The sequence below is a fragment of the Faecalicatena contorta genome, assembly GCF_001404335.1.
GTDB classification, from domain to species: domain Bacteria; phylum Bacillota; class Clostridia; order Lachnospirales; family Lachnospiraceae; genus Faecalicatena; species Faecalicatena contortus_B.
In genome coordinates, this window is sequence record NZ_CYZU01000004.1 from 115,097 (window position 1) to 139,466 (window position 24,370).

Genomic DNA, 24,370 nt, shown 5'->3' on the forward strand with positions numbered 1-24,370 from the left:
GCTAAATGAGTTTCTTCTTCGGATATCCTGAATCTATTATATACGGATTCCATTTACCTTATAAGAGTCGTTTTTTATACTTTAGGGGTGTATTTTTATACTCTCTGCCGGCCCCCTGCTATTTATTCCCATAAAATATGCTCCCTCCTGAGCCGCAAGTCCTAATTACTTCAACTTGCTGCCCGGAAGGGAGCATATCAAACCTTTTCTATTGTTCTAAAGTATAAAATTTTTCTCATTTCTACCTGCAGCCGAAAAGCCCCGGATCCTGCATCAGCTCTAAAGGATAATCTCCCAAATGTTCAAGTTTATACCCGTTTTCTTTATATCTGTTATAATCAAAGCTGTTCAGTTCATCGCACGCAAGTTTATGAAATTCATAAAAATTGGGCCACCACTCATACCCATCACCCAGATTATTACTCAGATACGCATCTGCAATATCGCATCCCATCTTAGGAGCTACATAAAAAGCTCCCATTGCCAGTACATTTACTCCGTTCCCTGTAATCGCACGAAGTGCCGCCGGTACACTTTCCACAACGCCGGAAAATACTCCCGGACACTTGCTTGCCGCAATATGGATCCCCATACCTGTTCCGCAAAAAATTAATGCGCGTTCGAATTCTCCTTCCGATATCATGGAACCAACACGAAGTCCAATTCTGTGAAACATTAATTCTGTACTGCTGTCCTCCTCTGACTGAACCCCTACATCTGTTATGGTCCATCCATATTCCTTCAAATGAGCTACAACCGCCTCCTTTAATGGAAATCCCGCAAAATCTGCTCCAACAAGAATCTGTTTGTCTTTAATTGTTTTCATTATAATCGCCTCTACTTTCTATTCTGCAAAATCAAAGATCTGATCCATGTCCTCATAAAATGCTTCCTTGCTTGAAGCTGAATATTCTGTAAAACAGGGGCGCGTAAGTTTCCACCACTGCCTGGTTACTTCATCAGCTTCCATCTTAGCCATATCTGCCTCATAGTCGTGTCCAACATATTCAAAATATCCAAAAACTAAATCATCTTTTATAAAGATTCTGTAGTTCCGTATATTGCAGTCATGAATCATGCGCAGCACCCCTTCCCAATGCGGTGTATGAACATCATCCATATGCAGCTTTCTATACTCCTGTATTTTATCTTTTTTAAGCCGGCCAATCTGCCCAAATACTTTTCTGCTCATAGTTATTCTCCCATGCTATTTTACTTTTTTAGGACGTGCACTAAAATAGTCTATTACAAGAGCCAGGATTAAAACCGCGCCCCAAATCAGTGTTACATAGTATGTGGAAACACTTCTGAAACGGTTAATACCTGATTCTATAAATTTTAAAAGAATGATTGCCGCAGCCACACCAGATAATCTGCCTTTTCCGCCATTCGGGCTGACGCCGCCCAACACAATCAGCAGAATTGACTGCATGGTATAATTACTTCCATAATCTGCTCTTGCAGATGCGTATGTACTAAGCATCATCAGACCGCCTACAGAGGCACAAACAGCTGAAGTCATATAGGTTTTAAAAACCAGTTTCTTTGTGTTTATTCCGGAAAACTCCGCCACATGCGCGCTTGATCCATATAACCTTAATTTCGTCCCATAGGTACTTCTCTCCAGCATGAACCAGATAATAACAGCCACCAGTATGAAGACAAGCACACGAACCGGAATAATGCCAAACAAATTCGTAGAAAAAATATCGCAAAATTGTTTTGGGAAGGAAGATACAGCCGCTCCCCCCGTAATGACAATACACAGACCGGTAATCAGCTGATTTACTCCTAAGGTGGCCAAAATAGGCGGCACCTTTAATTCCGAAATCAAAAAACCATTAAAAGCCCCTATCACACAGCCGGTAAGTATGGCAATCAGAAATATCACAACAGAGAATCCTGCCGGCATTGTCCCGTCTACACCAAAAATCCAGTTCAGCACATAGACACTGATAATCGTTGTCATATTGGCTGTTCCAACTACCGATAAATCAATTCCTCCGGTCATCATGCAGAGCATGCCTCCTAATGCCATCAGGCCATACTCCGGGAACTGTCCAGCCATAGTCAGGAAATTTGCACCTGTAAAAAACTTTCCGGCCTGTGTCAGCAGCATAAATATCAGCCAAGCAATCATAATAATAAAAAGACGGCTCACTTCCCGGTTTTTTGAATAAAAACTTTTTACTCTGTCCATTATGCTGCCTCCTTTACCATCTTACTTTTTACTTTTTCAGTCCTGATAGACTGGTATGCACTTAATGCCACGCCCACAACAATTACGATTCCAACAAACACATTACTCCAGGTAGTCGGCACGCCCAGGAGAATCATGGAGTTCTGAACCAGTATAATCAAAAATGTACCCAGTATGCATCCAATCAGGGTTCCGGCCCCGCCAGTCAGAGCAACTCCGCCAAGCACAACGCCTGCAATAATATTCATTTCCATTCCAAGCATGTTGGTCGGATGCATCTGCTGCATCATGCATACACGGCAGATACCGCCTGCTGCCGCAATCATGCCAATGATAATATACATGAAAAATTTTGTTCGTTTTACATTAAATCCTACCGTATGTGCACTAACCGGATTTCCTCCGATCGCATAGATACCACGTCCAAAAATCGTATACCGCAGGATAAGGAACATGGCTGCACAAACAATCAACAGAATAATAAAAGTGTAGGGCAGGATGGAAGTCAGATTATTCGTTTTGTTCGTTGCCGTGATAAACGAATTTGTACCGAACTCTTTCATACCAGCTGGTATAACAGACAACTGTTTTGCCCGCAGTGCCCCCTGCATGAATCCCTGAAATACGCTGGAAGTGCCTAATGTAACGATCATAGCATTGAGATTCAGATAACCAATCAGAAAACCATTTACAGCGCCTAACAGAGCGCCAATCGCCATGGCAATCACAAACGCCAGAACCACATTGCCGTCATAATTCTGGTCCAGTAAAATCTTGGTGGATGCATATGCAGACAGAGAAGCCAATGCCGGAAAAGATACATCAATGCCTCCGGCAATGATCGCTAAGAATTCCGCCACAGCAAACATTCCGGGTACAATCATCGCACTTAACAAATCCACCATATTATTTCCGGTAAAAAACTGTCCCGAGCGAATCTGCACCAAGATTCCTAACGCAATTATAATGAAAAATATGTATATTTCATTGGATTTAAATGTTGATTTTAATTTTTTATTCATTCGCCTGTCTCCTTACATCATTGCATCAATAATCATCTGTTCTTTTACCTGCTGAGTATCATATTCGGCAACTATAGAACCTTCTTTGATGACTAAAAGGCGTGAGCAGTTCTGTATTACTTCCGGGAGATCATCAGAAATAATAATAACGCCCAGGCCTTTTTGGGCTAATCGCTGAAGGATTGCATGAATATCATGTTTCGATCCAATATCAACACCGACCGTCGGACCATTTAAGATCAGAACATCCGGATTACATGCCAGCCATTTTGCCAAAACTATGCGCTGCTGGTTTCCGCCTGATAAGGTGGTTGCGGGATTATCCGGATTCTTTGTTTTTATCTCGAATTCTTTTACCCATCGGTCTACTTCTTCATCTCTTTTTTTCAAATCGAACTGGCCATTTTTCTTCTTTAAAGAATCTATCTCAGAAATAATAATATTGTCACCAATGGATCTCTGTAAAAACAACCCTTCTGACAGACGGTCTTCTGGTACATATCCTATTTTGTTAGCAATGGCCTCTCTCGGATTTGTGATTTTTACAGGTTTTCCATTTCGGATTATCTCCCCCGATGTAGCGGGCTTCAGCCCAAACATAGACAGCGCAAGTTCCGTACGGCCTGAGTCCAGAAGACCTGTAATCCCCAGGATTTCACCGCCTCGTAAAGTAAGGCTGATATTTTTAAATGAACCTTCCAAAGAAAGATTCCTTAGTTCAAAAATAGGTGTATCTGTCACTTTTTCAGGAACAAAAGTTTTATCTGCGAATTCACGTCCTGTCATATAGTAAGTAAATTTCTTATCATCTAATTCATCGGTTTTTCCGGTTGCCGCCATCTCTCCATTTCTAAAGATTGTAAACCGGTCTGATATTTCAAATACTTCATTTAATTTATGGCTGATAAAGAGAATTGCAATCCCTTGTTCTTTCAGTTTTAATATGATCTTGAATAGTGCATCTACTTCTTTTTTAGTCAATGCAGTCGTAGGTTCGTCCATTATAATCAATTTTGCATTGAACATGAGCGCTCTGCTGATTGCTACCATCTGTTTTTGGGCAACAGATAAACGGCTTACTTTTTCATCCAAATCAATATCCATATTGATTTTTTTAATTGCTTCTTCCGCGATTTTCCTTACGTTCTTCCAACTGATTGTTTTTTTGCCTGATGCTAATTCTGAATTTAATGCCAGGTTTTCTGCTACAGTCAAATTAGGGAATAAAGAGAAATCCTGATAAATAACCTGAATTCCCATATTGATTGCGTCAATTGGTGTAATCTTTTCCAGTTTCTTTCCATCAAATTCGATGGTGCCCCCGCTGCGCTGGTGTACACCCGAGATAATTTTAATAAGTGTAGATTTCCCGCAGCCGTTTTCACCTGCCAGACAATGAATTTCTCCAGGAACGATTTCCAATGAAACATCTTTGAGTGCATGAACATTTCCAAATGATATTTGAATATGTTCTGCCTTTAACAAACACTCTGACATATGCGTCCTCCTCTTCGCTTTTAAAAGAATCGAACCGCCGCCGAAACGGCGCTCCGATTCTCAAAGTTTATTAGAAACCAAAACTATCTACATTGTCTGCATCAATTGTGATCCAGCCCTGGCCTTCCAGTACGGTTTTAGAACCTTCTCGTTCGGACATCTCTGTATATCCGTCTACATTCAGGTTTAATGGTGTTGTGATACTCTCTCCCGCCAGGACTTTACAAGCCAGTGAAACCATAGCTTCGCCGGACATGGCCGGATCCCATAATGTGAGAGATTTAATAATACCTGATTTAAGCAGCTCCGCATTATCTGCCGGCATGCCTGTCCCTGTAGTAAAGAATTTATCCTGCAGTCCCAGCTCCTGGATTGCTCTTGCGACACCCGGCGCGTCGTAGGACGAAGTACCTAAAATACCCTTCAGATCCGGATAGGTCTTAATCAGTTCTTTTGCTGCATTGTATGCTGTGTCTCCATTATCATTAGATTCCACACGCGGATTTTCTTCCAGCAGCGTCATCTTAGGATAGTGTTCTTTCTGATATTCAACTGCAGCATCCGCCCACTCATTGTGTGAGCCGTTTGTCAACGATGCCACCATAGTGGTATACACACCTTCTTCTCCCATCGCTTCTGCAAGATTCTGCATAATAAACGCGCCATACCCTGCATTTGAAAAAGCCTCAATGTCATAGTCTACATTTTTCAGTTCTGCGCCTTCATGGGCGATTACTACAATTCCTGCATCCTGGGCTTTTTTAAGTACCACATCCATAGACTGCACATCTACAGGAACCACACAAATTGCATCTACACCCTGGGCAATCAAATCTTCGACCATCTGAGCCTGATGCGTTGCATCAATTTCACCTGTATCAATCTGGTAGCAGTTGACACCTGTCTGATCCGCAAATTCTTCTACTCCTGTATTCATTCTTACGAACCATGGGTTTGTAGAATCCTTCGGCACTACGGCGATCTCCCACCCCTCATCTGAGGCCTTTTTTACAGCCTCGTCTGACGCCAAAGATGACACACTTTCTGATGCCGCTGTTTCTTCTGTCTTTTTCTCTCCGGACGTTTCCTTTGTATCAGATCCACAAGCCGTTAGACCCAATACCATTGTTGCACATAATAATGCTGCGATACCTTTTTTCATTTCCTGTTCCTCCTTTAATATTTTTGGGTTTCTATATTAAAACGTTTCAAAACGTATACAAAAAATAATAGCTGACATACCCGGTAAAGCACATCTTGAAACGTTTCAATATTTTATAAAAATAAATGTACCGCTTACGCAATACATATTATTTTAACAGGATTCCCTTTCAACTAATTTTTGTGGAATTACCAAATGTTGATTCTCCTGTGTTTTAACCAGCTTCTTTGTTACCTTCCATAGCATTTCGCCGAACAGTTCCTGATTCTGCTCCACAGTCGTAAGCCTTGGGTTTACATACCCTGAAATATCCAGATTATCAAAACCTATGATCCCAAAATCATGTGGAACACGGTATCCCAATTCATTCATTGCCCGCATCATACCAATCGCCAGGTAATCCGATGAGGCAATCCAGGCATCCGGCAAATCTTTTTTCTTATGATTTTCCAGAATTGTTTTCATAAAAATATAACTGCTGTGTAATTTATTAAGAGCCAGACTTTTATCCGTAAATACATTATCTAAAGGATTTTTATAGCCAAATTTTTCGGAAGCCTTTAAAAAATGTTCATATCTTTTCTGTAAGTTCGATAAAGTAACAGGTTCTATAAACAAGCCAATTCTTTTGTAATTCTTTTTCTTTAACATTTCTACAATTGTATATAACATATCCTGGTTATCAAATGATACACTGGATACATTTAAACCCTCTGCATTCCGGTCGGCTAATATGACATGGATATCATTCTGCATAAGCCTCCTGATCTCCGCTTCATCTTTACTGCCATTAAAGATGATTACAATGGTTCCCCGTTTGCAGTTTTCAAGAGCAGCCAATTGCTTCTTTTCCACTTCGGCAGAGTATTCGTAACCGGAAATCTGTACCGTATATCCCGCCTGGTACGCATATGCCATATAGGAACTGATAATCCGCGTGTAAAATGTATTATTCAGGTTTGGCGTCAGGATATATATCGTCTTGCTGTTCTTCCTCCTTAAAGAGCTTGCAACCGTATCCGGGGTATAATGTAATTTATCGATCGCGGCCTGGATATTCTCCGCTTTCTGTGGGGAAACCTGAGCAGTTCCATTCAGATAATTTGAAACAGTTCCAATTGACACACCTGCATGTTTTGCTACCTGAGTGATTGTTGTTTTTTCTTTTTTTATTGCTGACATTCTTTACCTCTATGCTTTAATTGAAACGTTTCATTTATAAGTGGATTATAACTCTTTGTATTTAAATTTGTCAACAAAATTTTATATTTTGTCCATTATTCACAATAATAATCGTTCTTTTTTAGTTATCTTTACTAATTAAATTCAAAAGCAGAGAGCAATCAAGCCCTCCGCCTCTTCGCCTTCATCTTACAATAAACCATAGCCACCACCGTACTCACCGCCGTGGACTTAATCACATTCCCGAAATTACCTCAGCTTCCAATGCCGGTAATTCCTCCAGCCTAATCTCATAATCCTCGACCGAAGACGGAATCACTACTCCTTCTTTCAAGGATATTTTTAATGAGTCGTGCACTTTGGCTGCCGAATACTGCCCAATTTTGTTATTATGTTTCCACCAGTATACGCTCACAACCTCCATACTTCCGTCAGGTCTTGCAGCAGATGCATCGTTTACAAAAAGTGTACAAAGCGTCTCCTTCAGCTTTTCGGCATCCTCCTCCGAAAATCCAGTTTTTTCTGCCAGCTGGACATTTACAGAACCTTTAATTCTATACAGGCCAAATTCAACCAGATGTTTCGTCCCCATTGTGTCAGAGCTTCTCTTTTCAGATGGTTCCCCATTAACGCTTTTTGTGATCTGCATGCTGTTAATATCTACCGGTGAACAGCTTAAAGCCTGGTGAATTGACACAGGCCCCCTCACCCCTACTGAAACACCCTCTTTTTTATCTTTTGTTTTAAAGGCAAATACCTGCCCAAAGGTACGTACATCTATCCATTTTTCACATGCCTGTTCTGCATAGTCATCATCCGACTGGTAATGGGTTATATTTTGGGAAGCCCTTTCACTCAGAGATGTATAACCATCATCACTGCGTTCTGCTGACTGTACAAAAATATTTTCTCCCATATCCTGCAGACGGTTTCTGATTTTCCGTTTTATACATACATCGGATATTTCTCCCTGACCGCTATACGTCGTCCTTGGACGGTTTCCATTAAGCGGATCACCATTTGGGTTTGCATTGATGACCTTAACTAACACTGTAAAATCAATCTTATTCTGTAAGATGCTCATTTTCTCCTGCCTCCTCATGATCATTTGTATTTTGTTTTCCTGTCTTTATATCTACACGCTTATTCAATTCTGCCCGCTGCAGATAATATCCAATCAGATATGTTTCTTCTAATCCCCTGTTCAATTGCTGTTCATCCTTTTCCTCAAGGGCAGTAACAATATCGGTAATCATATCCTTATATTTCTTTCTCGCCTCTGGGTGCAGCTTCTGAAGATATGGATTCAACTGATCTGTTAATACCTTCCACGTCTGCATTGGATGATTGACGTAAGCCGACTGCAGACGGATCGCATTGGGCTCACGTTTTTCATCCCTGTCGTAGGTCAGCCTCTCCACTTTCTCCAGCACAGCCAATAATCTTCCAAACAGATAACTTCTGTCATGGTTTTCTAAATTCAGCTTCATATACTCCTCTTCCCCTTTCTTTTCCGTTTCTCTCTCGTAATAGTATTTTCTGATTATTGCACACGCTGTCGATAAGACTCTTTCCCTGTTTCCTCTTGTGTAAGCCATCGGCGTGGATGCACGTACCGCCAGCGCCTGTACCAGATCGTACGGGACAGGCCGCTTTTCTACCATGCATTTCACCAACCTCTGTATCTGTTCCTTCAGGAGCTTATCACCTATTTCAATGAATCTGCTCTTCCCATGGGAGCTATCCCTTTCGCGTCCAAACGCACATTTTACAATTCTTTCAAAAGTAGGCGTCTCGATACCGTAATAAGGATGATTTTGCCCGTCAAACTTCAAAAGCAACCAGTTACAAGTCTCTCCCCAGTATGTAATTCTATCGAAAAAATCGGAGGCCATTAACTGATAATAGTACGTAACAGAAAGGCGCCCCGTGGTGGCCGCATCCAGTCCCATGATCACTACGGAATCTGATTCATCAAACTGATTTCTGTATCCCTGAAATGTCTTGATCAGCTTTTTCCGGTAGTTCGGTTCCTCAGCCTCCACAGAATCATCCCCCGTAAGTCCCAGATCCCCAAAAATGGACGGTACCTTTTTCCCCTCAGGATTCCAGCAGATAAAAAGCCTCTTGTCCTGCGTCCCCGCATAGGCTCCGTGTTGCTTTGCAAGCCATGTCAGCGCACTGTGTATTTTCTGAGACGCCTCATAGCTAAATGCAAGGGCCTGCTCTTCATCTTGAAACCTTCCCCTGTAAGTATAACCCTGCTTATCATTTGCAGTTATAAGTTTCGCACCATAATTAGCCGCCACAATTCCCTTGGGGTGGTTTTGGGAAATTGCGCTTTCTTGTCCCAGAAAATAACAGATATCCCTTTTCCCATCCTGGTTGGCAAAATAATATTCCGTATAGGCCTGAATCAGTGATGCATCCTGCCATGTGCCGTCAGCTTCCTTTTCTGTGCTCAGTACTCTGAATCTGACCAGTGCTTTTTCATAAGGCTTCCCGCTTAATTTTTTATTTTGGAATGTACCATCCTCTTTCAGCTCAACTACTCCCGCTTTCACCAAATCCCGAATCAGCTCTTTTCTTAACAAATATTGGTGTACTGTCTCAACTTTGGGATGGCTGTATTTTGACTCCCTCCACTTTTTCAGGGCTTCCATATAGAGTTTATACTTGGCCTCAGCGCTTTTCCTCTCCTTCTCATTTTCACAATAATGACAATAATCCCCCCCAACATAGGAAAGCGTATCACACAATGCATGGGGCGTCTTCCCCGAGCTTCTTCCGGCAGATGCTTCTGTGACGGGAATCAGCGTAACGGCATCTTCTTTTTCTACCTTTACTGCGCCCAGAAACTCTCCCCGCCAGCTCAGTGTAACCTCAATCTGTGCATTTGCGTTCATATGCGCCACCGGCGTCATCTGTTCGTCCGGATTCTGTCCCTTTCCTACATTTTCTTCATACGTTTTATAAATCTGGCTCATCCAGGACATCTGTTACATCACCTCTTCCTCTTGGATCACAGAAAAGTTCTCCTGCTTCACGCCAAACTTTTTGATATTCATCTCACGTACCGGCCTGTGGATGCATTTCCAGGGAGGTATAAATGCAATCACCCCGTTATTCATGACAGCCTGCCAAAAACGTACAGACATCTTTCCTCTTGTCTCCTCCGAATATGCCTCGTCACTATATGTGATCCCATGATACATTGTACCGAAGTTGATCTCGGAAATATCGTCATAAAATCCCTCTCCCTGGCCAAACACACAGGGTTTTACATACCCCTGGCACTCTCTCGCTCCAAGAAAGATATCCCTCCTGCCGCCCCTTTCAATCATGCGTCTGGCAATATTATGATGCTTGTGCTCATTGCGGTCCTCTTTCAGCTCCGGTCGGTTCTCGTTCATTATAAAATGTGCCTTCACCTGATATCTGCACTCTTTTAAGTATGTGTAATAAGAAAGATCATTTTTATTATTATAATATTTTATAGGACGTATGCCCTTTGTCTCTGTCTGAATAGGATTCATGACGCGCACACTGTCAATGATCCAAATCAGAGTCGGCTTCCAGTATACACTATGTAAAATCCCCTTCAACGCTTCATAGGTCGGAACCTGATAACTAAACTTTTCTCCGCCGACCCGGGTGACGGGATCTGCAAACATCCCGTACTTTCCCGTCACTTCAAACTCTACTGAATTTCTGTGCTCCATCTTTTCCTCCTTTATTCCCCGTATTCTTCCATGTCCATCAATCCATAGCTTTCATGATATGCCTTATCATCCAGAACAAAAATTCTGTTCTCCAGTATACCATGCAGTACGCCTTGTCTCTCAAGCCTTTCTTTCTCATTCTCAAAAATGCTGACCGTATATTTTTTTGCCTTCTGCATAATTTCTTTAAAGTTCTCCAGATGAAACTGCTTTTCCTCCATACTTTTGAGCTGCTCAATCAGCTTCTTTCCCTGTTGATACGGAACCAGCACGTCTATGGTATCCTTATCAAATACTTCAAAAATCTGACCGGCCGTCTTAAATGGCTGATGCAGCAGATATCCATCGTTTTCTTTCCCGTTAGCACTCCCATTATTGTTTGACAATAGATCCATAAGATATATCTCCGTTCCGTAAGACTTCACCGGATACCGTACTTTGCCCCGAATCTCTTCAAACAGGTATTGATAATATCTATGTACTGCCTGCCCGCTGATTGAGGAGGTTTCACCAATCTGCTTCCTGAATTCCAACACTTTCCGGGTACAAATCTGCCGGTATTTGATATCCTGAAGCATACCCAGGTCCTCATTTTTAAGATGAATCAAATAGACCTTTCCTATATTTCCGTACTCATTGCTTCGGTTGCATCTTCCAATAACCTGTACCAGATTATCAATTCCCGCAAGAACACGCACTACTGCTTCAAATGAAATATCCATTCCTGCTTCGATTACCTGTGTGGAAACACAAATCACCTTCTGCTGCCCACCTCCATTTCTTACGTCATCCTGCAGCAGAGATAATTTATTTTGCAGTTCTTTCAGGTCATTTGAACGATGTTCCTGGCACATGGATGTGGAAAGATGTAATATATAGCCGCCTAACTGTTTGGCTTCCTTTTGCAGCCGCCGAAACAGTTTTCGTGCCTGTGATTTTGTATTACATACGATCAGAACCGAAGAGTGCTTTTTTACCAAATTGCCGCAAAATTCTGTACACTCATCTAAGTCCATCCCGTAAGGGCTTGTACAATCAATCACCTGTGCCCGGATAAATGTCCGAAGCTGTAATGAATCCAGATGAACCATGTCTGGCTCCTTTGCCAGATGGATCGGCCACTTCAGCTCTTCAAAGCAGGGCTGTGTCGCAGAAGATAAAATAATCGTTGCATTACAATACTGCTTCAGAAAATTCATCGCCATATTAAACATTTCCGTTACCTTCACCGGCAATGACTGAACCTCATCTATCACAACCACGCTGTCACATAATGCCTGCATCCGTCTTATTGCAGAGGTCTGGTGCTTAAACAAAATGTCCAGCAGCTGAACCAGTGTTGATACGATAACCGGGGCACCCCAGCTTTCCTTCAGCAGCTCATATGGATCCAGCTCTTCTCCCTTGTCTTTTTCATGCACTACATTAGAATGGTGTTCCAATACCTTCTCTTTATCCGGAACATAATCACGTATTACCCGGACATTCTGATCCAGCACACTGAGCAGCGGAATGCTATAGATAATCCGTTTTTTATTAAATTCTTGTGCATGTGCCAGTGCGTATCTCAGCAAACTTAATGTCTTTCCGCCACCGGTTGGTACATTCAAACGATAGATATCCGGGGGATTGCCTGCGAAAGCAATGCACTGTCCTGAAATATCATGCCTGATACGGTTAAGCGTAGATGACGTATCCAGCTTTGATAGTTGGTCTTCACAGTAGGCCAGCCACTTATCCCAGTTTATATCTTCCCTTTCATCCTCCTTCCATTGACTCATGAATTCAGCAGTATTCCTTCGATCCCCTTCTATCACTGAAGACAGAATCAGCCTGGACAGCATACTTATTTGAAAAAATGTTTTATAACCATTATTATTGTATGTTATTCTTGCCTCTTCGAAAAAGTCCGTAATCTCTTTTACAGCCTTTTGGAAATACATCTGCACTTCGCTTTCATCAGCTACCTGTTCAAAGAAACTACTGACAGCCTCATCATAGCACAGCGATGACCTGTCTTTCCGCAGCCGATGTATAAAACCATTGTTACCATCCAGGTCAACACAGTCAAACAGCCCATGATGGGAACCTATAGCCGTTGCGGTAATTTCACATGTCAGCTTTTCCATCGGTGAGTTAACATCTGTATGGAACTTTTCAAAAAGATAAATAACACCTGCAAAAGTATGGTTTACACTGCCACGCTGTACCTTTTCTCCCTGGAATGCTTTCTCCAAATACTCATTGTAAAGCTGGGTTGCCTTTCCTATGTCGTGCAGAAGGCCTGCAAGATAGGCAGTATTTGAAAACTTTGTGTTCAACAAACATTCTGAAGCGTACTTGGCGGTCTTATAGCTGTGTTCTTTTAAAGACTGCTCTTTCCGCTTGCCTTTGTATGTAGTAATATGTGCCAATAATTTCAAATGGGATATACCTCCAGGATTTCTTTTCTTACAACTGATGGTATCACATTATAAATATAATTTCAATACTTACCTCTTTTTATGAATTTATTTAATTTTATGCTTGTAATATAATGTTAAGTATTTTATAATGGCCAATAGTTATAGTCATTATTTGAAGTTCACATAATAAAATATTTTAATAGTGTGGATTGAAAAATAGTGTGGATTGAAGAATAAATAGAGGAAAGTCAATAAAACTCCAAACAGGGGATGTTATAAAATATCTATTTTTTAATTGAAATAGATTTTATAACATCCCCTGTTACATCTTTCGCGATCATATTAATTATATCTAATCCATGACCCTAACCTATGTTATTTTAATGTCTTAGCGGGTACCCTCGGCAAATTTTGATCCTTAATGAAACATTACCAGGAATTATTCTCATTTCTACTTACCAACATCCTAATAAGTTATCGGAATATTGGTAACTATAAAAAGTAGTTTATATATGGTAAACCAACTTTTGGGTTCTATATCTTTATAAGTGCCTGTCTATATCTCGCTTTCTGTATATGAGCCGCCGAACTTCCATAACATCATCTATAACAACATAATAGACTACATAGTTTCTAATATAAATCCGATAATATAAAAGTTCTCTTTCCTTCGCCGAACGAAACGGCTCAAATGCAAGTGGATTTGAAAGCCTCTCTAATATAGCGGCTTCCACATCATCTGCCAAACGCAAGGCAGCATCTGGATTTTTCAGTACATACGTAATGTGATGAACTGTCTCAATTAAATCCTGCTCAAATAATGGCAGATACTGCAGCCTATACTTTTTATTTTCCATTAATCACATCCCTGACATGTCCAAAAACGCTTTCATGTGAAAGTCGTTCATCCGTATATTCGGCCATTTTGTCGGCTTCATCCAATTTTCTTTCGATATTGTCGGTTAGATTCGCATACTGCTCTAAACTCATGACCACCATTGCGCCATAACCATTTTTCGTTAGATAGACAGGTTTTCCTCCGTTTACAATTTCCTCAATCTCTGGAAATTTATTTCGAAGGTCAGAAACAGGACGTATCTGTATCATATGTGATGCTCCTTTATCCTTTTATTTTATCTTAATTTTATCATAATATTATCATAGATGCAATAATTTATCTAATTTCTCCTTATATTTAATTGAGTGATCCTTACTTTTCACACTCCAACCAACAACTAAATCGGAGGTTAGTCGACGAGACTAACCTCCGATTTACTGATACTGGCTGGATTATAAAAAGTAACGAGCGGTCATTACTTTTCACGCCTGCGTTATCGGAATGTAGGATTAAGTGCATTTGTAATCTCCACATATTTTTGATAAGCTTCCGCATAAACCTCTGCGTTTTCTGTATTAGGATAATAAGTCTCCTTAATCTCCACAAACTTCTCCGCCGCATCTTCTACTGATGCCCATATCCCATTTGCTACTCCGGCAAGTATTGCGCACCCCATACATGGAGTGCTGCCGCTATTTTTAATCACCTTAACCGGAATCCCGAGTATATCCGCCTTAATCTGGCACCAGGCCTTTGATTTAGAGCCGCCGCCGAGTGAACGGATTTCATCCATGGCCGCCCCGAGCTCTTTTTCACATTCAAGCATCCTTTTCAAAGCAATTGCAAGCCCTTCCATAATAGCCCTGATAAAATGCCCTCTTGTATGTCCTGCATTTATACCATAGTAGACACCGCTTGCTTTCTCATTAAGCTCTGGAATTCCCGACCCTTGGAAATATGGGAGCATAATCAGGCCATCCGCACCCGGAGGCGTTGATTCCACTAATTGATCCATCTGCGTATATGCATTGAGCCCTGTCTCCTTTTCCAGCTCTTTTTCCTGCTCACAAAATGCATCCCTAAACCATTTTGTAATCATAGCCCCTGTACAATATGGCTGATATATATATTTCCCCGCAATGCCACTGCAGAGTGTCGGTACATCACCTTTTGAATCAGGGCTTAATTCTTCAATGGTCGCAACAGTTACAAGCGCCGATCCTGTGCTTTCAGAGGCGATTCCTGGCTACCAGGTTGCTACGCCGTACCCGCTGAGCACGAGGAATGCATCTAACATTCCATACTGACGTTCTGATCTGCGAACCGGCAGTGTGCCAAATGTTGCTTCTTTTGTATATTGATCATCTGAACTATTTCGATTCTTTGCCATTTTATTCCTCCTCATATACAGTAAAATCCCTTTATATTACATCCAATATCCGCCAATAAGCAGTGCTCCGGATACTATAATTGTTGCAATTGCCAGAATCCAATCTAATTTACTGAATGGAGTTGGAAATTCATAATTGGGATCTTCCATTTCCTCAAGTCGTATCTCTGCTTCCTGGAGATATTCTTTAGAATATCTGTTGTTACGAAGAACGAGAAAAAGTGATATTAGATTTACTTCAAAAGAATGGCAGGATAACTGTTGCTGAAGCAACCGAGCTCACAGGCTTGTCCGTTTCTACAATACGCCTTCCGTTCCAAAGTATGCATGAAAAAGGATTACTATTGCGCACCCACGGTGGCGCAATCAAGGCGGATTATCCAAAAGATTTTAATACGAGAACGGTTCAGCCGGATATCTTTGATGGGATTGTCAATTTTAATAAGAAGCAGGAGATTGCTGCCGCCGCAGCTGAAACGATTGAAGACGGCAATTTTATTGCCATCAGCAGTGGGTCTACGGCTCTTCTTCTTGCGTCTAAAATTACAAATAAGAAAAATTTGACTGTCGTTACGGACTCCATCCCTGTAGCAAACCTTCTTCTGTTCCATCCCAACATAAAGCTTTATGTCTGCGGCGGCCAGATCCGCGAACGCAACGGTGCGTGTTTTGGTCCTACATCCGAAGCCTTTTTTAGCACTGTGAAGGTGGACAAAGCATATTCCGGCTGTGACTCTGTGAATCTTGATGTGGGAATTACCTCTCTCGATATTGATCCCAGAACAGAACAAAGCCTGATTAAGTGCGCAAAAAAATGCTATATCCTGGCTGATTCAACTAAATTTTCTGTAAAACCGTTCATCGAAAAAACAATAGATATCAACGAGATCACATGCCTGATATCTGACAGCGGCCTGGATCCCACTTATGTAACCAGACTTAAAGAAGCAGGTGTAGAGATTATCCTTGGTTCTCCCGCTTAGCAGATAATACATGTTTTATTTCGCTTATTCATCTTATGCCAATATACTACAATGACTGCTCCCTGATCATGAAAATCAATTCAGACAGCAAAATAGTAGTCATACCGAGTGTGCCACATCTATTATAAGAGGACGATACATAATTGGTTACTACTCCGTAACAAGTGATCTGTTTCGTCGTGACAGGTGGGCTAATCAAAGTAAGCCCTTTATAAGCCGGCTGTAAACATATCTGCATAGCAGGTGGTTTATGAAAATATATGATTACAAAAGCAGAGGGCAATCAAGCCCTCCGCCTCTTCGCCTTCATCTTACAATAAACCATAGCCACCACCGTACTCACCGCCGTGGCCACAATTCCCGCCCCGACAATTCCCGCGGGATTCACGCTCCCGTACTGGCTTCGGTAAGCGATCACATTCACCGGTATCAACTGCAATGATGAAATATTCATAATCAAAAACGTACACATCTCATCCGAGGCAACCCCTGGCTTCTGCGCTGCACCCGGCGCCCGCCCTTCCTGTCTCTCCCTCTCCAGATCTGCCAGCGCCCCCATCCCCTGCAGTCCTGCAGGAGTAGCCGCCCAGCCCAGTCCCAGAAAGTTTGCAATAAAATTTGTCGTAATATAATCATTCGCCTTATGCCCCTCCGGTATATCCGGAAACAAAAACCGTACCAGCGGCCGCAGCTTCTTAGAAGCAATCTCGATAATCCCAGCCCTTGTTGCAATCTCCATCATACCCACCCAAAAAGACATCACTCCCATCATCGTGATGGACAGGGTTACTGCCTCTTTTGCAGAGTCCAGCGCCGCATTCGTAATATCCGGCATCTTCCCGTTAAAAGCCCCGAAGATAACACCGACTATAATCATGCCCGCCCATAAGTAATTCAGCATAGGTTCCCTCCTAAAATTTTTTATTTTATTCATAATATTACGTACTTTATATGATAGAATAGAAACAATGTATCAGTATATTTAATCGGGGGTTATCATTATGATTCCATATAGTAACTATTTTGTTGAAAATTATCATACTTATTATGAAGATATTGCAGACAGAAATCTGAAAAGCCTGCGTCTTATAACAACTCTGGGATTCTTAATGGGCGTTCCGCTCATTTTGGTCAGCCTTTTTCTGGAAAACTTCCTGAAAGCAACGGTTCCGTATACTATTATTACCGCAGCTTCCGTTTTTCTGAATATCCTGGCGAAAACATCCCTGAAGGCGTATAAAAGGCTAATACCTGCAGCCCTTTATACTATGGCTGCCATCATACTCGGGGTGTCAGTCTATTTAGGTACCATTATGCAGCCGGAGCTCAACGCAGTAGCCTTTATAGTATTTCTTGTGGGGCTTCCCCTCTTTATCGTTGACATACCGTCCCGAATCTGCATGTTTATGGGCATATTCTGCGTGATCTTTTGTATGTTATCCAAAATATATAAGACTCCTTACACTGCCTCTTATGATATTATAAATACCGTTGTGTTTTATCTGCTCAGCATTTTTACTTCACACCAGTTCAACTACCTCAATTTCCGGCAGATCATGTCTAATAACATTCTGGAAATGCAAAGAGATACGGATAAGCTGACCGGTCTCTGGAACAGCGGATTCTGTGAGAGAAAGATTACTTCCCATCTTTCCCTCGCCAATGCCCAGGGTGCACTTTTAGTCATCGACATTGATAATTTTAAACTGGTCAATGATTCCCGTGGGCATGACTGCGGCGATCAGGTGCTCAAAGAAGTAGGGGCCGTACTGCAGGAAACGTTCCGCTCTTCGGATATTATTGGGCGCATCGGAGGCGATGAGTTTTTAATTTTTCTCCCCGACTGTTCAAGTGACGACGTCCCCCGGGACCGTATTGTACAGTTTCTTGAAGCAATCAATGCGATAAACACTGCGGCTGACAGGGAACTCCCCCTAATAGGAGCCAGCATAGGCATCGCTCTGGCCCCGGAAGACAGATGCACTTTCAGGGAGCTGTTTAAGCACGCGGATGAAGCGCTGTACCTTTCAAAGCAAAATGGCAAGAATCAGTATGCGTTCTATCATATTCTTCCATGATTTTCAGATAATGAATCACCGTGGTTTCCGGCTGTTCCTCTAATCAACAGGCATTTTCCACATATATTCTTCCACGAGAGCAAAAGGAGCCGGTCCTACAGACAGCACTGCCTCGTGGAATTCTTTCTGTGAAAAATGATTCCCCTTTTTTGCGGCCCATTCTTTTTTCAGTTCCAAAAACTCTACATAACCGATATAATACTTCAGATAATTTCCCGGCGAACCTATAATAAGTTCATAAATACGTTCTATTGTTTTCGCGTCTTTGATCCCATAATTTTTGAAAAATGCCACCGTGTCAATCCTGCTCCACCCGTCGTAGTGAATCCCCATATCCGCAAGTGCGTAGAGCCCGAGTACAATGGAGCTGTTTTTCTGCAGCAGTGTAGCCTGCTCTTTACTCAGTGAGGACAGGTAATAGCTGCACATTTCCGCATAAGTTGCCCATCCTTCCACGTATCCGCCAAAATTAAAAATGCTTCTTAACGGGTCGGGATCTGTCCCGGCATAGTATACTGTCTGATACAAATGGCCTGGATACCCTTCATGTGCAAGTGTGGTATAGAGTGTCAGGTTGTTGCTCATATGAGATTGGTTCACATAGATTACATTTTCCGCCGTATTATCAATGGCGGGAATCATATAAAATGCGGGGCTCAGGTGTTCTTCCATAGCCTCCGGCACGTATTTGACCTGTGTCACCGTTTCAGGCGGCTCTGGGAATGCCCCGCCCGTTTTGCGCTCCAGTTCATTCAGTATAGTAACCGGATTACTCTCCTCCATGGCTGCTGTCTCTTTTGCCTGGTTTCCGGTTATATTGAGCACTTCCTCCATGGCCTCAAGGTCAGATATAATCTGTCTCCTGGTCAGATCCTCCAGCTCTGGAACAGTCTTTTCTGACCCTGTTGATTCAGCCACGATCTGTTCATAATAGGTCTTTCCGTCGGGAAGGTGGCAGAGCCCCTCCTCGTTTTTTCCAGTACCTTTTAAAGACTGTACGGCTGAAATCAGCTGATTATAAGCAGGCAGGACATAACTTTGGAGCATCTGGGCATTTCTCTTAATATAGCGGCTTTGAGTCTCAGACGATAGTCCAAGCTGTTTGATCCGCTCCACGAAGGTAGAAATCAAATAATTGCTTTCACCCATTTCCATAAAAGCCGTACACTGGGAAATCACCGTATCCGCTGCATAATCCGCCATAAACAGGCCTGCTGCCGATTTTTGCTTTTCGAATGCAATAAGTGACTCAAAATATTCCGGCGTTGACTGCATCAATTTTAAATATGTATCCACATCTTTCTCGTCATAGAACTGGTATTCCGATAAAAGCACCGGCAGCTGCGTCTGGATTCCGCTGACCAGGCCGAGAGGCTCATCGTACAGCAGATAATCCGTATTCTTTTCTGCCATATTCAGGTAATAGTCCAGGACGTCATAGGTCAATTGATTTTCCACCGACAGGCTGTCATAAGAAAACCTGTCAAGTGCCGCACGAAGATTTTCCAATGAGGCCGCCGCTTCTTTCGAATCCGCAGTAAAACCGCCAAAAGTAACCGGTGCTTCCTTGATTCCATACTTTTCCGGCTCCTTCAGTGAATAATGCAGACTGATCGAATTCGAGGAAACCTCCTGGCAGAACACCTCTTTTGTAAATGACTGGAATGTTTTATTCTGGTTGGTATTTGTACTGACGCTGCACCCTGTAAACAAAAGGGCCGCTGTTGTGCTGACGGTAAGACACGCGGCAAGAAGCCGTTTTCTGATATGTTTGGGAATTAGAGATGGCATAGGAACTCCCCCAAAGTCTTTGTTTCATATTATGAGTAAAAATCCCCTGTTATGCTAACGCCAGACATTCCATCCTTTTAATTCATACCCAATGATACCCCGTAAGCTCACGCCATGACGGGCGGATTTGCAGCCCAGCTGCAAAATAAGGTATCGTTTTCTCCGGATAAGCATATAAATAAAGCAATGATATTACAGATTGCCGAGGGATGTTTATGCAGTTTTTTCTGTATATTACGGATTTTATAGTTCCGTTTATTATTCTGGCTATCGTTACTTACGGCATACTTATGAGAACCAATGTATACGACAACTTTATTAAAGGGGCAAAAAGCGGTTTCTTCACCGTCATAAAAATCATGCCCACCCTCATCGGCCTCATGGTTGCAGTCGGAATCCTGCGCGCCTCTGGCTTCCTTGATTTCTTGTCGTCAATCATCGGCCATTTTACCGCATACATAGGCTTCCCCGGAGAACTCGTCCCACTCACCATTGTAAAAATGTTCTCCTCCTCCGCTGCCACCGGCCTCCTCCTGGACATCTTCAAAGAATATGGCACCGATTCCCGGCTGGGGCTTATCGCCTCCATATCCATGGCCTGCACAGAAACAATTTTCTATACGATGAGCGTATATTTCATGACCGCAAAAATTAAAAAAACGCGCTATACACTCACCGGAGCTCTGCTGGCAACCTTAGCCGGACTTGCCGCAAGCGTACTGATCGCAGGAATGATGTAAAGGGGTCTGACCCCTTTGCTCACCGTTTTCTGAATATTCTGAACTTTTCATAAAAACTCCCTTAAAAAACCTTGCCCCCCTTTGCATTGATATACGGTATGTGCTAAAATTGTGATAAGAATAAGCGGAGGTATTTCTATGGCAAGCGTGACATTTAAGAACTTAAATAAGACTTATCCTAACGGATTTATATCCGTTAAGAACGTATCTCTCCATATTAAAGATGGAGAATTCGTTGCCTTTCACGGCCCCAGCGGCTGCGGAAAGTCCACCATTCTCCGCATGATTGGAGGCCTGGAGGATATTACCTCAGGAGAGATATACCTGGGAGATGATCTCCTCAATGACATACTTCCCAGGGACAGAAGCCTCGCAATGGCTTTTCAGAACTATGTACTGTATTCCTATTTTAATGTTTATGATAATATGGCACTTGGCCTAAGGCTTCGGAATCTTCCGCGCGGAGTGATCGATACCCGTGTGAAGACGGCTGCTGAATTTCTCGGCATCGCAGATAAGCTTGATAAAAAGATTAAGTCGATCTCAGATGAAGCCAGACAGAAAGTTGCACTTGGACGTGCTGTTGTCTGCCACCCCAAGGTTCTTCTTGTTGATGAAGATTTTGCAAGGCAGAATGAACAGCGGCGGATGGAGATGATCGAAGATATTCAGAAGATCAATAAAGTGCTTGGAATTACCGTATTATACGTGACAAATGATTACGACGAAGCTGTTACGCTGGGGAACCGGGTAATATTCATGAAGGAAGGGAAGATCACCGAGATCAGAGAGCACATCGGCAGAGATTAAAAAAAGGGGCAGACCCCTTTTTTTAATCCTCCATAATTCCACCTATGCCTCTGTGCAGTATAGGTGTTGACAGCACGATCTGTGTCATCGTATCAGCCCCACGTTTCTGGATTTCATTAATAAACTTATCCAGTTTTTGTGTGTTTTCAAAAAAGACAGATATCACTATGGAATATATTCCCGAAACAAAAGCGCATTCTGTAACATTCGGGCATCTATAGATAAAAGAAAACAGACTTTCTCTGCCTTTTCTATCCGTTTGAATATTAATGATTGCTTTGATTGGATACCCCAGTTCGCTTTCTCCTTCGATAACAGTGTATCCCTTGATATACCCCATCTTCTCCATTCTGGATATCCGGGATGCTGTAGCCGGCGAAGAAAGGTATACCTGACTGGCCAGTTCCTTGATCGAAGTCCGCGCATTCTCCTGTAGTGCTTTCAGAAGCTGAATGTCAATTTTGTCTAATTCGTTCATCCTGTTTTCCTCATCCCAGCATCAAGTGTTCCTGCAAATACTTTTCTAATTCCTCTTTTGTCGGCAATATCTCATTATCGGTCTTGGAGGTAATAATAATAGCCCCCATTGCATTCCCCCTGACAACCGCATCTGCAACCGGCATTCCCTCCAGAATACCACTGATAAAGCCGGATGCAAAAGCATCCCCCGCACCGACTGTATCTACAACATTATCCACCTTAAAACCGTTTACATAACCGTTTCTCCCAGTATATTCCTGATAAAATGCTCCGGATGACCCTAACTTAACAACTACCGTTTTAGCCCCCAGTGACAAATAAAACCGGGCGATTTCTTTTTCATCCTTTGTGCCCGCCAGCACTCTGCCTTCCTCGATCCCGGGTAATACAACATCACATTTGCCTGCAAGGTCATTCAAAGTCGAAATCATTTCTTCCTCGCTGTTCCAAAGCCTCCGTCTGATATTCGGATCAAATACTACCTTCATTCCGCATTGTCTTGCTTTCTCCAACGCATAATAACAGGCATCCAGACAACTTTCAGAGATAGCCGCCGTAATTCCACTGAGATGTAATACCCCTGCGCCTTTAAAGTCCACCTGATCTATATCCTTCCTACTCACACAGGATGCCGCCGAATTCTTTCTATAATAAAAAACCTGCGGATCCCCCTGATGGACTTTCGACTTGATATAAGAACCTGTCAAATGGTCCTTGTCAAATATTACCCCGCTTGTATCAATGCCTTCTTTTTTAATAAAGTCAAAAATATAATCACCATATGGATCCGTGCCTAGCCTGGTTATGTATTTTACATTGTGTCCAAGCCTGGTGATTCCAACCGCAACGTTCAATTCCGCACCGGCAAGGCCTTTTGTAAAGTCAGAAACATCTTTAAACTCCCCTGTTTCCTCAGAAATAAAGACAACCATTGCCTCACCAAATGTAATCACTTCCGCCAAATGTCTCACCTCGCTTTTCTTCAGACTACTCCCGGAAATACAGACACTTAAATGGGCGGTGTCTTCCCGGGAGTATCCCTTAATAAATATATCTCATTCCTATACCCAAAGGGCATGCATTACGGGGTGCCCTTTGGGTATACCTTATTCTGCAGCTTAGCGGCAGACCCGCCCGCAGGGCATAAGTTACGGGGTGCCCTTTGGGTATACCTTATTCTGCAGCTTAGCGGCAGACCCGCCCGCAGGGCATGAGTTACGGGATGCCCTTTGGGTATAGCCTTCCGTGCTCATCCGATTTTCGGAATAAGTGGGGTATCTAAATAATAACACGCGCGGATTTTCAGCGATACCCCATGCTTCTTGAAATACTTTCCGCACATTTCTTCACATACACAGACATTGCTTCTATCCGCGCTTTTGGAAACATATCGATAAATCCCGTTGCGCTTACCGCGGCTATCACATTCCCTCTGTAGTCAAAAACCGGCGCCGCCACGCACCTGATTCCCGCCTCATTTTCCTGTTCATCTACGGCATAGCCCCTGGCACGTGTCCGATCCAGTTCGTCAAAAAAATTCTTCTGGTCCGTACAGGTATATTCTGTCATCATCGGAAGCCCTTTCACGGCCAGGATCTCCTCTACTTCTTCCCTGCTCATCCGGGATAGCATTGCTTTTCCAAGCCCTGTGCAATGAACATAGGCGCGTTTCCCTATCTGGGAATACATCCGTATATTATTAAATGAACTGATTTTATCCAGATAAACTACTTCATTTTCATCCAGACTTCCCAGATGCACGATGAGTCCCGTCTGGTTTCTAAGCTCTTCTAAAAAAGGAAGCGCCTCCGTTTTCAGCTGAAGACTGTTTAAGTAGAAGCTGCACAAATCCACCAGACGCATTCCCAGCCGATAATAATTATCTTTATTTTTTACCACATAACCTTTACTGGCCAAAGTCAAAAGAATACGGCTCACCGTACTTTTATTCAGTGCAAGCGCAGCCGACAATTCTTTGACCTGCATCCCATTCGGGCAGTTTCCCAACGCCTCCAGAATCTCAAATGCCCTATCAATTGATTGTACCGTTGCTGTTGACATAGTAACCCT

24 protein-coding genes are annotated in these 24,370 nt (G+C 42.6%); 4 read left to right on the top strand and 20 right to left on the bottom strand.

The genetic code is table 11. The annotated features are described in order from the left end of the window. Nucleotides 1-241: 241 nt before the first annotated feature. From ARB69_RS03380 to ARB69_RS26585, 15 genes are all read right to left on the bottom strand, one after another. Nucleotides 242-826 carry an RpiB/LacA/LacB family sugar-phosphate isomerase gene (locus ARB69_RS03380; protein WP_055151077.1) on the bottom strand — a complete coding sequence of 195 codons (585 nt, stop codon included), beginning with the start codon at nucleotides 824-826 and terminating at the stop codon, nucleotides 242-244. Between the two features lie 18 nt (nucleotides 827-844). Then, a complete protein-coding gene (locus tag ARB69_RS03385) occupies nucleotides 845-1,192 on the bottom strand; it encodes an L-rhamnose mutarotase (protein ID WP_050639276.1) in 348 nt (115 codons plus the stop codon). Between the two features lie 15 nt (nucleotides 1,193-1,207). Continuing rightward, nucleotides 1,208-2,200, bottom strand: a complete 993-nt coding sequence (locus ARB69_RS03390) for an ABC transporter permease (RefSeq protein WP_050639275.1) — start codon at nucleotides 2,198-2,200, stop codon at nucleotides 1,208-1,210. After that, nucleotides 2,200-3,222 (bottom strand): ABC transporter permease, encoded by a 1,023-nt coding sequence (locus ARB69_RS03395; RefSeq protein WP_050639274.1) that lies wholly within the window; start codon nucleotides 3,220-3,222, stop codon nucleotides 2,200-2,202. Before ARB69_RS03395 ends, ARB69_RS03390 begins: the two co-directional genes overlap by 1 nt. A 12-nt stretch (nucleotides 3,223-3,234) precedes the next feature. Continuing rightward, on the bottom strand, nucleotides 3,235-4,719 hold the full coding sequence (locus tag ARB69_RS03400) for a sugar ABC transporter ATP-binding protein (RefSeq protein WP_055151080.1): 1,485 nt from the start codon (nucleotides 4,717-4,719) through the stop codon (nucleotides 3,235-3,237). Nucleotides 4,720-4,789: 70 nt separating this feature from the next. Then, on the bottom strand, nucleotides 4,790-5,881 hold the full coding sequence (locus tag ARB69_RS03405) for an autoinducer 2 ABC transporter substrate-binding protein (RefSeq protein ID WP_055151083.1): 1,092 nt from the start codon (nucleotides 5,879-5,881) through the stop codon (nucleotides 4,790-4,792). Nucleotides 5,882-6,034: 153 nt separating this feature from the next. Continuing rightward, nucleotides 6,035-7,063: a LacI family DNA-binding transcriptional regulator gene (locus tag ARB69_RS03410; RefSeq protein ID WP_055151085.1), complete on the bottom strand. Its 1,029-nt coding sequence runs from the start codon at nucleotides 7,061-7,063 to the stop codon at nucleotides 6,035-6,037. A gap of 235 nt (nucleotides 7,064-7,298) precedes the next feature. After that, nucleotides 7,299-8,147: a type I-C CRISPR-associated protein Cas7/Csd2 gene (gene cas7c / locus ARB69_RS03415; RefSeq protein WP_055151088.1), complete on the bottom strand. Its 849-nt coding sequence runs from the start codon at nucleotides 8,145-8,147 to the stop codon at nucleotides 7,299-7,301. Next, nucleotides 8,128-10,059, bottom strand: a complete 1,932-nt coding sequence (cas8c, locus tag ARB69_RS03420; protein WP_055151092.1) for a type I-C CRISPR-associated protein Cas8c/Csd1 — start codon at nucleotides 10,057-10,059, stop codon at nucleotides 8,128-8,130. Before cas8c ends, cas7c begins: the two co-directional genes overlap by 20 nt. A 3-nt stretch (nucleotides 10,060-10,062) precedes the next feature. After that, a complete protein-coding gene (gene cas5c / locus ARB69_RS03425) occupies nucleotides 10,063-10,785 on the bottom strand; it encodes a type I-C CRISPR-associated protein Cas5c (RefSeq protein WP_055151095.1) in 723 nt (240 codons plus the stop codon). Nucleotides 10,786-10,796: 11 nt separating this feature from the next. Continuing rightward, nucleotides 10,797-13,208: a CRISPR-associated helicase/endonuclease Cas3 gene (locus ARB69_RS03430; protein WP_055151098.1), complete on the bottom strand. Its 2,412-nt coding sequence runs from the start codon at nucleotides 13,206-13,208 to the stop codon at nucleotides 10,797-10,799. Nucleotides 13,209-13,732: 524 nt separating this feature from the next. Further along, nucleotides 13,733-14,047 carry a type II toxin-antitoxin system RelE/ParE family toxin gene (locus tag ARB69_RS03435; protein WP_055151101.1) on the bottom strand — a complete coding sequence of 105 codons (315 nt, stop codon included), beginning with the start codon at nucleotides 14,045-14,047 and terminating at the stop codon, nucleotides 13,733-13,735. Next, nucleotides 14,037-14,297, bottom strand: a complete 261-nt coding sequence (locus tag ARB69_RS03440) for a type II toxin-antitoxin system Phd/YefM family antitoxin (protein ID WP_025653939.1) — start codon at nucleotides 14,295-14,297, stop codon at nucleotides 14,037-14,039. The genes ARB69_RS03435 and ARB69_RS03440 overlap by 11 nt, the downstream gene beginning before the upstream one ends. Nucleotides 14,298-14,521: 224 nt before the next feature. Beyond that, nucleotides 14,522-15,268, bottom strand: a complete 747-nt coding sequence (locus ARB69_RS03445) for an FGGY-family carbohydrate kinase (protein WP_330377515.1) — start codon at nucleotides 15,266-15,268, stop codon at nucleotides 14,522-14,524. A gap of 6 nt (nucleotides 15,269-15,274) precedes the next feature. Beyond that, the gene (locus ARB69_RS26585) at nucleotides 15,275-15,418 is read right to left on the bottom strand and encodes a hypothetical protein (protein WP_154253276.1); all 144 of its coding nucleotides are present in this window, start codon (nucleotides 15,416-15,418) and stop codon (nucleotides 15,275-15,277) included. Between the two features lie 221 nt (nucleotides 15,419-15,639). Here ARB69_RS26585 and ARB69_RS03450 point away from each other — a divergent pair, with 221 nt between their 5' ends. After that, nucleotides 15,640-16,401, top strand: coding sequence for a DeoR/GlpR family DNA-binding transcription regulator (locus tag ARB69_RS03450; RefSeq protein WP_083487010.1), 762 nt, complete (start codon nucleotides 15,640-15,642; stop codon nucleotides 16,399-16,401). A gap of 283 nt (nucleotides 16,402-16,684) precedes the next feature. On the opposite strand, the gene ARB69_RS03455 is transcribed toward ARB69_RS03450, so the two are convergent. Beyond that, nucleotides 16,685-17,302, bottom strand: a complete 618-nt coding sequence (locus tag ARB69_RS03455) for a nucleoside recognition domain-containing protein (RefSeq protein ID WP_055151110.1) — start codon at nucleotides 17,300-17,302, stop codon at nucleotides 16,685-16,687. A gap of 100 nt (nucleotides 17,303-17,402) precedes the next feature. Between ARB69_RS03455 and ARB69_RS03460 the strand changes: the two genes are divergently transcribed. Further along, nucleotides 17,403-18,479 carry a GGDEF domain-containing protein gene (locus ARB69_RS03460; RefSeq protein WP_055151113.1) on the top strand — a complete coding sequence of 359 codons (1,077 nt, stop codon included), beginning with the start codon at nucleotides 17,403-17,405 and terminating at the stop codon, nucleotides 18,477-18,479. Between the two features lie 39 nt (nucleotides 18,480-18,518). On the opposite strand, the gene ARB69_RS03465 is transcribed toward ARB69_RS03460, so the two are convergent. Beyond that, entirely contained in the window at nucleotides 18,519-20,270 is a 1,752-nt protein-coding gene (locus ARB69_RS03465) for a DUF885 domain-containing protein (RefSeq protein ID WP_025653931.1), read from the bottom strand. Between the two features lie 215 nt (nucleotides 20,271-20,485). Between ARB69_RS03465 and ARB69_RS03470 the strand changes: the two genes are divergently transcribed. Together ARB69_RS03470 and ARB69_RS03475 are read left to right on the top strand one after the other, a co-directional pair. Further along, nucleotides 20,486-21,010 (top strand): nucleoside recognition domain-containing protein, encoded by a 525-nt coding sequence (locus ARB69_RS03470; protein ID WP_025653930.1) that lies wholly within the window; start codon nucleotides 20,486-20,488, stop codon nucleotides 21,008-21,010. Between the two features lie 138 nt (nucleotides 21,011-21,148). Then, nucleotides 21,149-21,820, top strand: coding sequence for an ABC transporter ATP-binding protein (locus ARB69_RS03475; protein ID WP_025653929.1), 672 nt, complete (start codon nucleotides 21,149-21,151; stop codon nucleotides 21,818-21,820). Between the two features lie 22 nt (nucleotides 21,821-21,842). Here ARB69_RS03475 and ARB69_RS03480 read toward each other — a convergent pair whose 3' ends face one another. The 3 genes from ARB69_RS03480 to ARB69_RS03490 form a co-directional block, all read right to left on the bottom strand. After that, the gene (locus tag ARB69_RS03480) at nucleotides 21,843-22,298 is read right to left on the bottom strand and encodes an Lrp/AsnC family transcriptional regulator (protein ID WP_025653928.1); all 456 of its coding nucleotides are present in this window, start codon (nucleotides 22,296-22,298) and stop codon (nucleotides 21,843-21,845) included. Nucleotides 22,299-22,308: 10 nt separating this feature from the next. Continuing rightward, nucleotides 22,309-23,253 carry a sugar kinase gene (locus ARB69_RS03485; protein ID WP_242857521.1) on the bottom strand — a complete coding sequence of 315 codons (945 nt, stop codon included), beginning with the start codon at nucleotides 23,251-23,253 and terminating at the stop codon, nucleotides 22,309-22,311. Nucleotides 23,254-23,602: 349 nt separating this feature from the next. Then, nucleotides 23,603-24,361, bottom strand: a complete 759-nt coding sequence (locus ARB69_RS03490; protein ID WP_050639258.1) for an IclR family transcriptional regulator — start codon at nucleotides 24,359-24,361, stop codon at nucleotides 23,603-23,605. Nucleotides 24,362-24,370 lie beyond the last annotated feature (9 nt).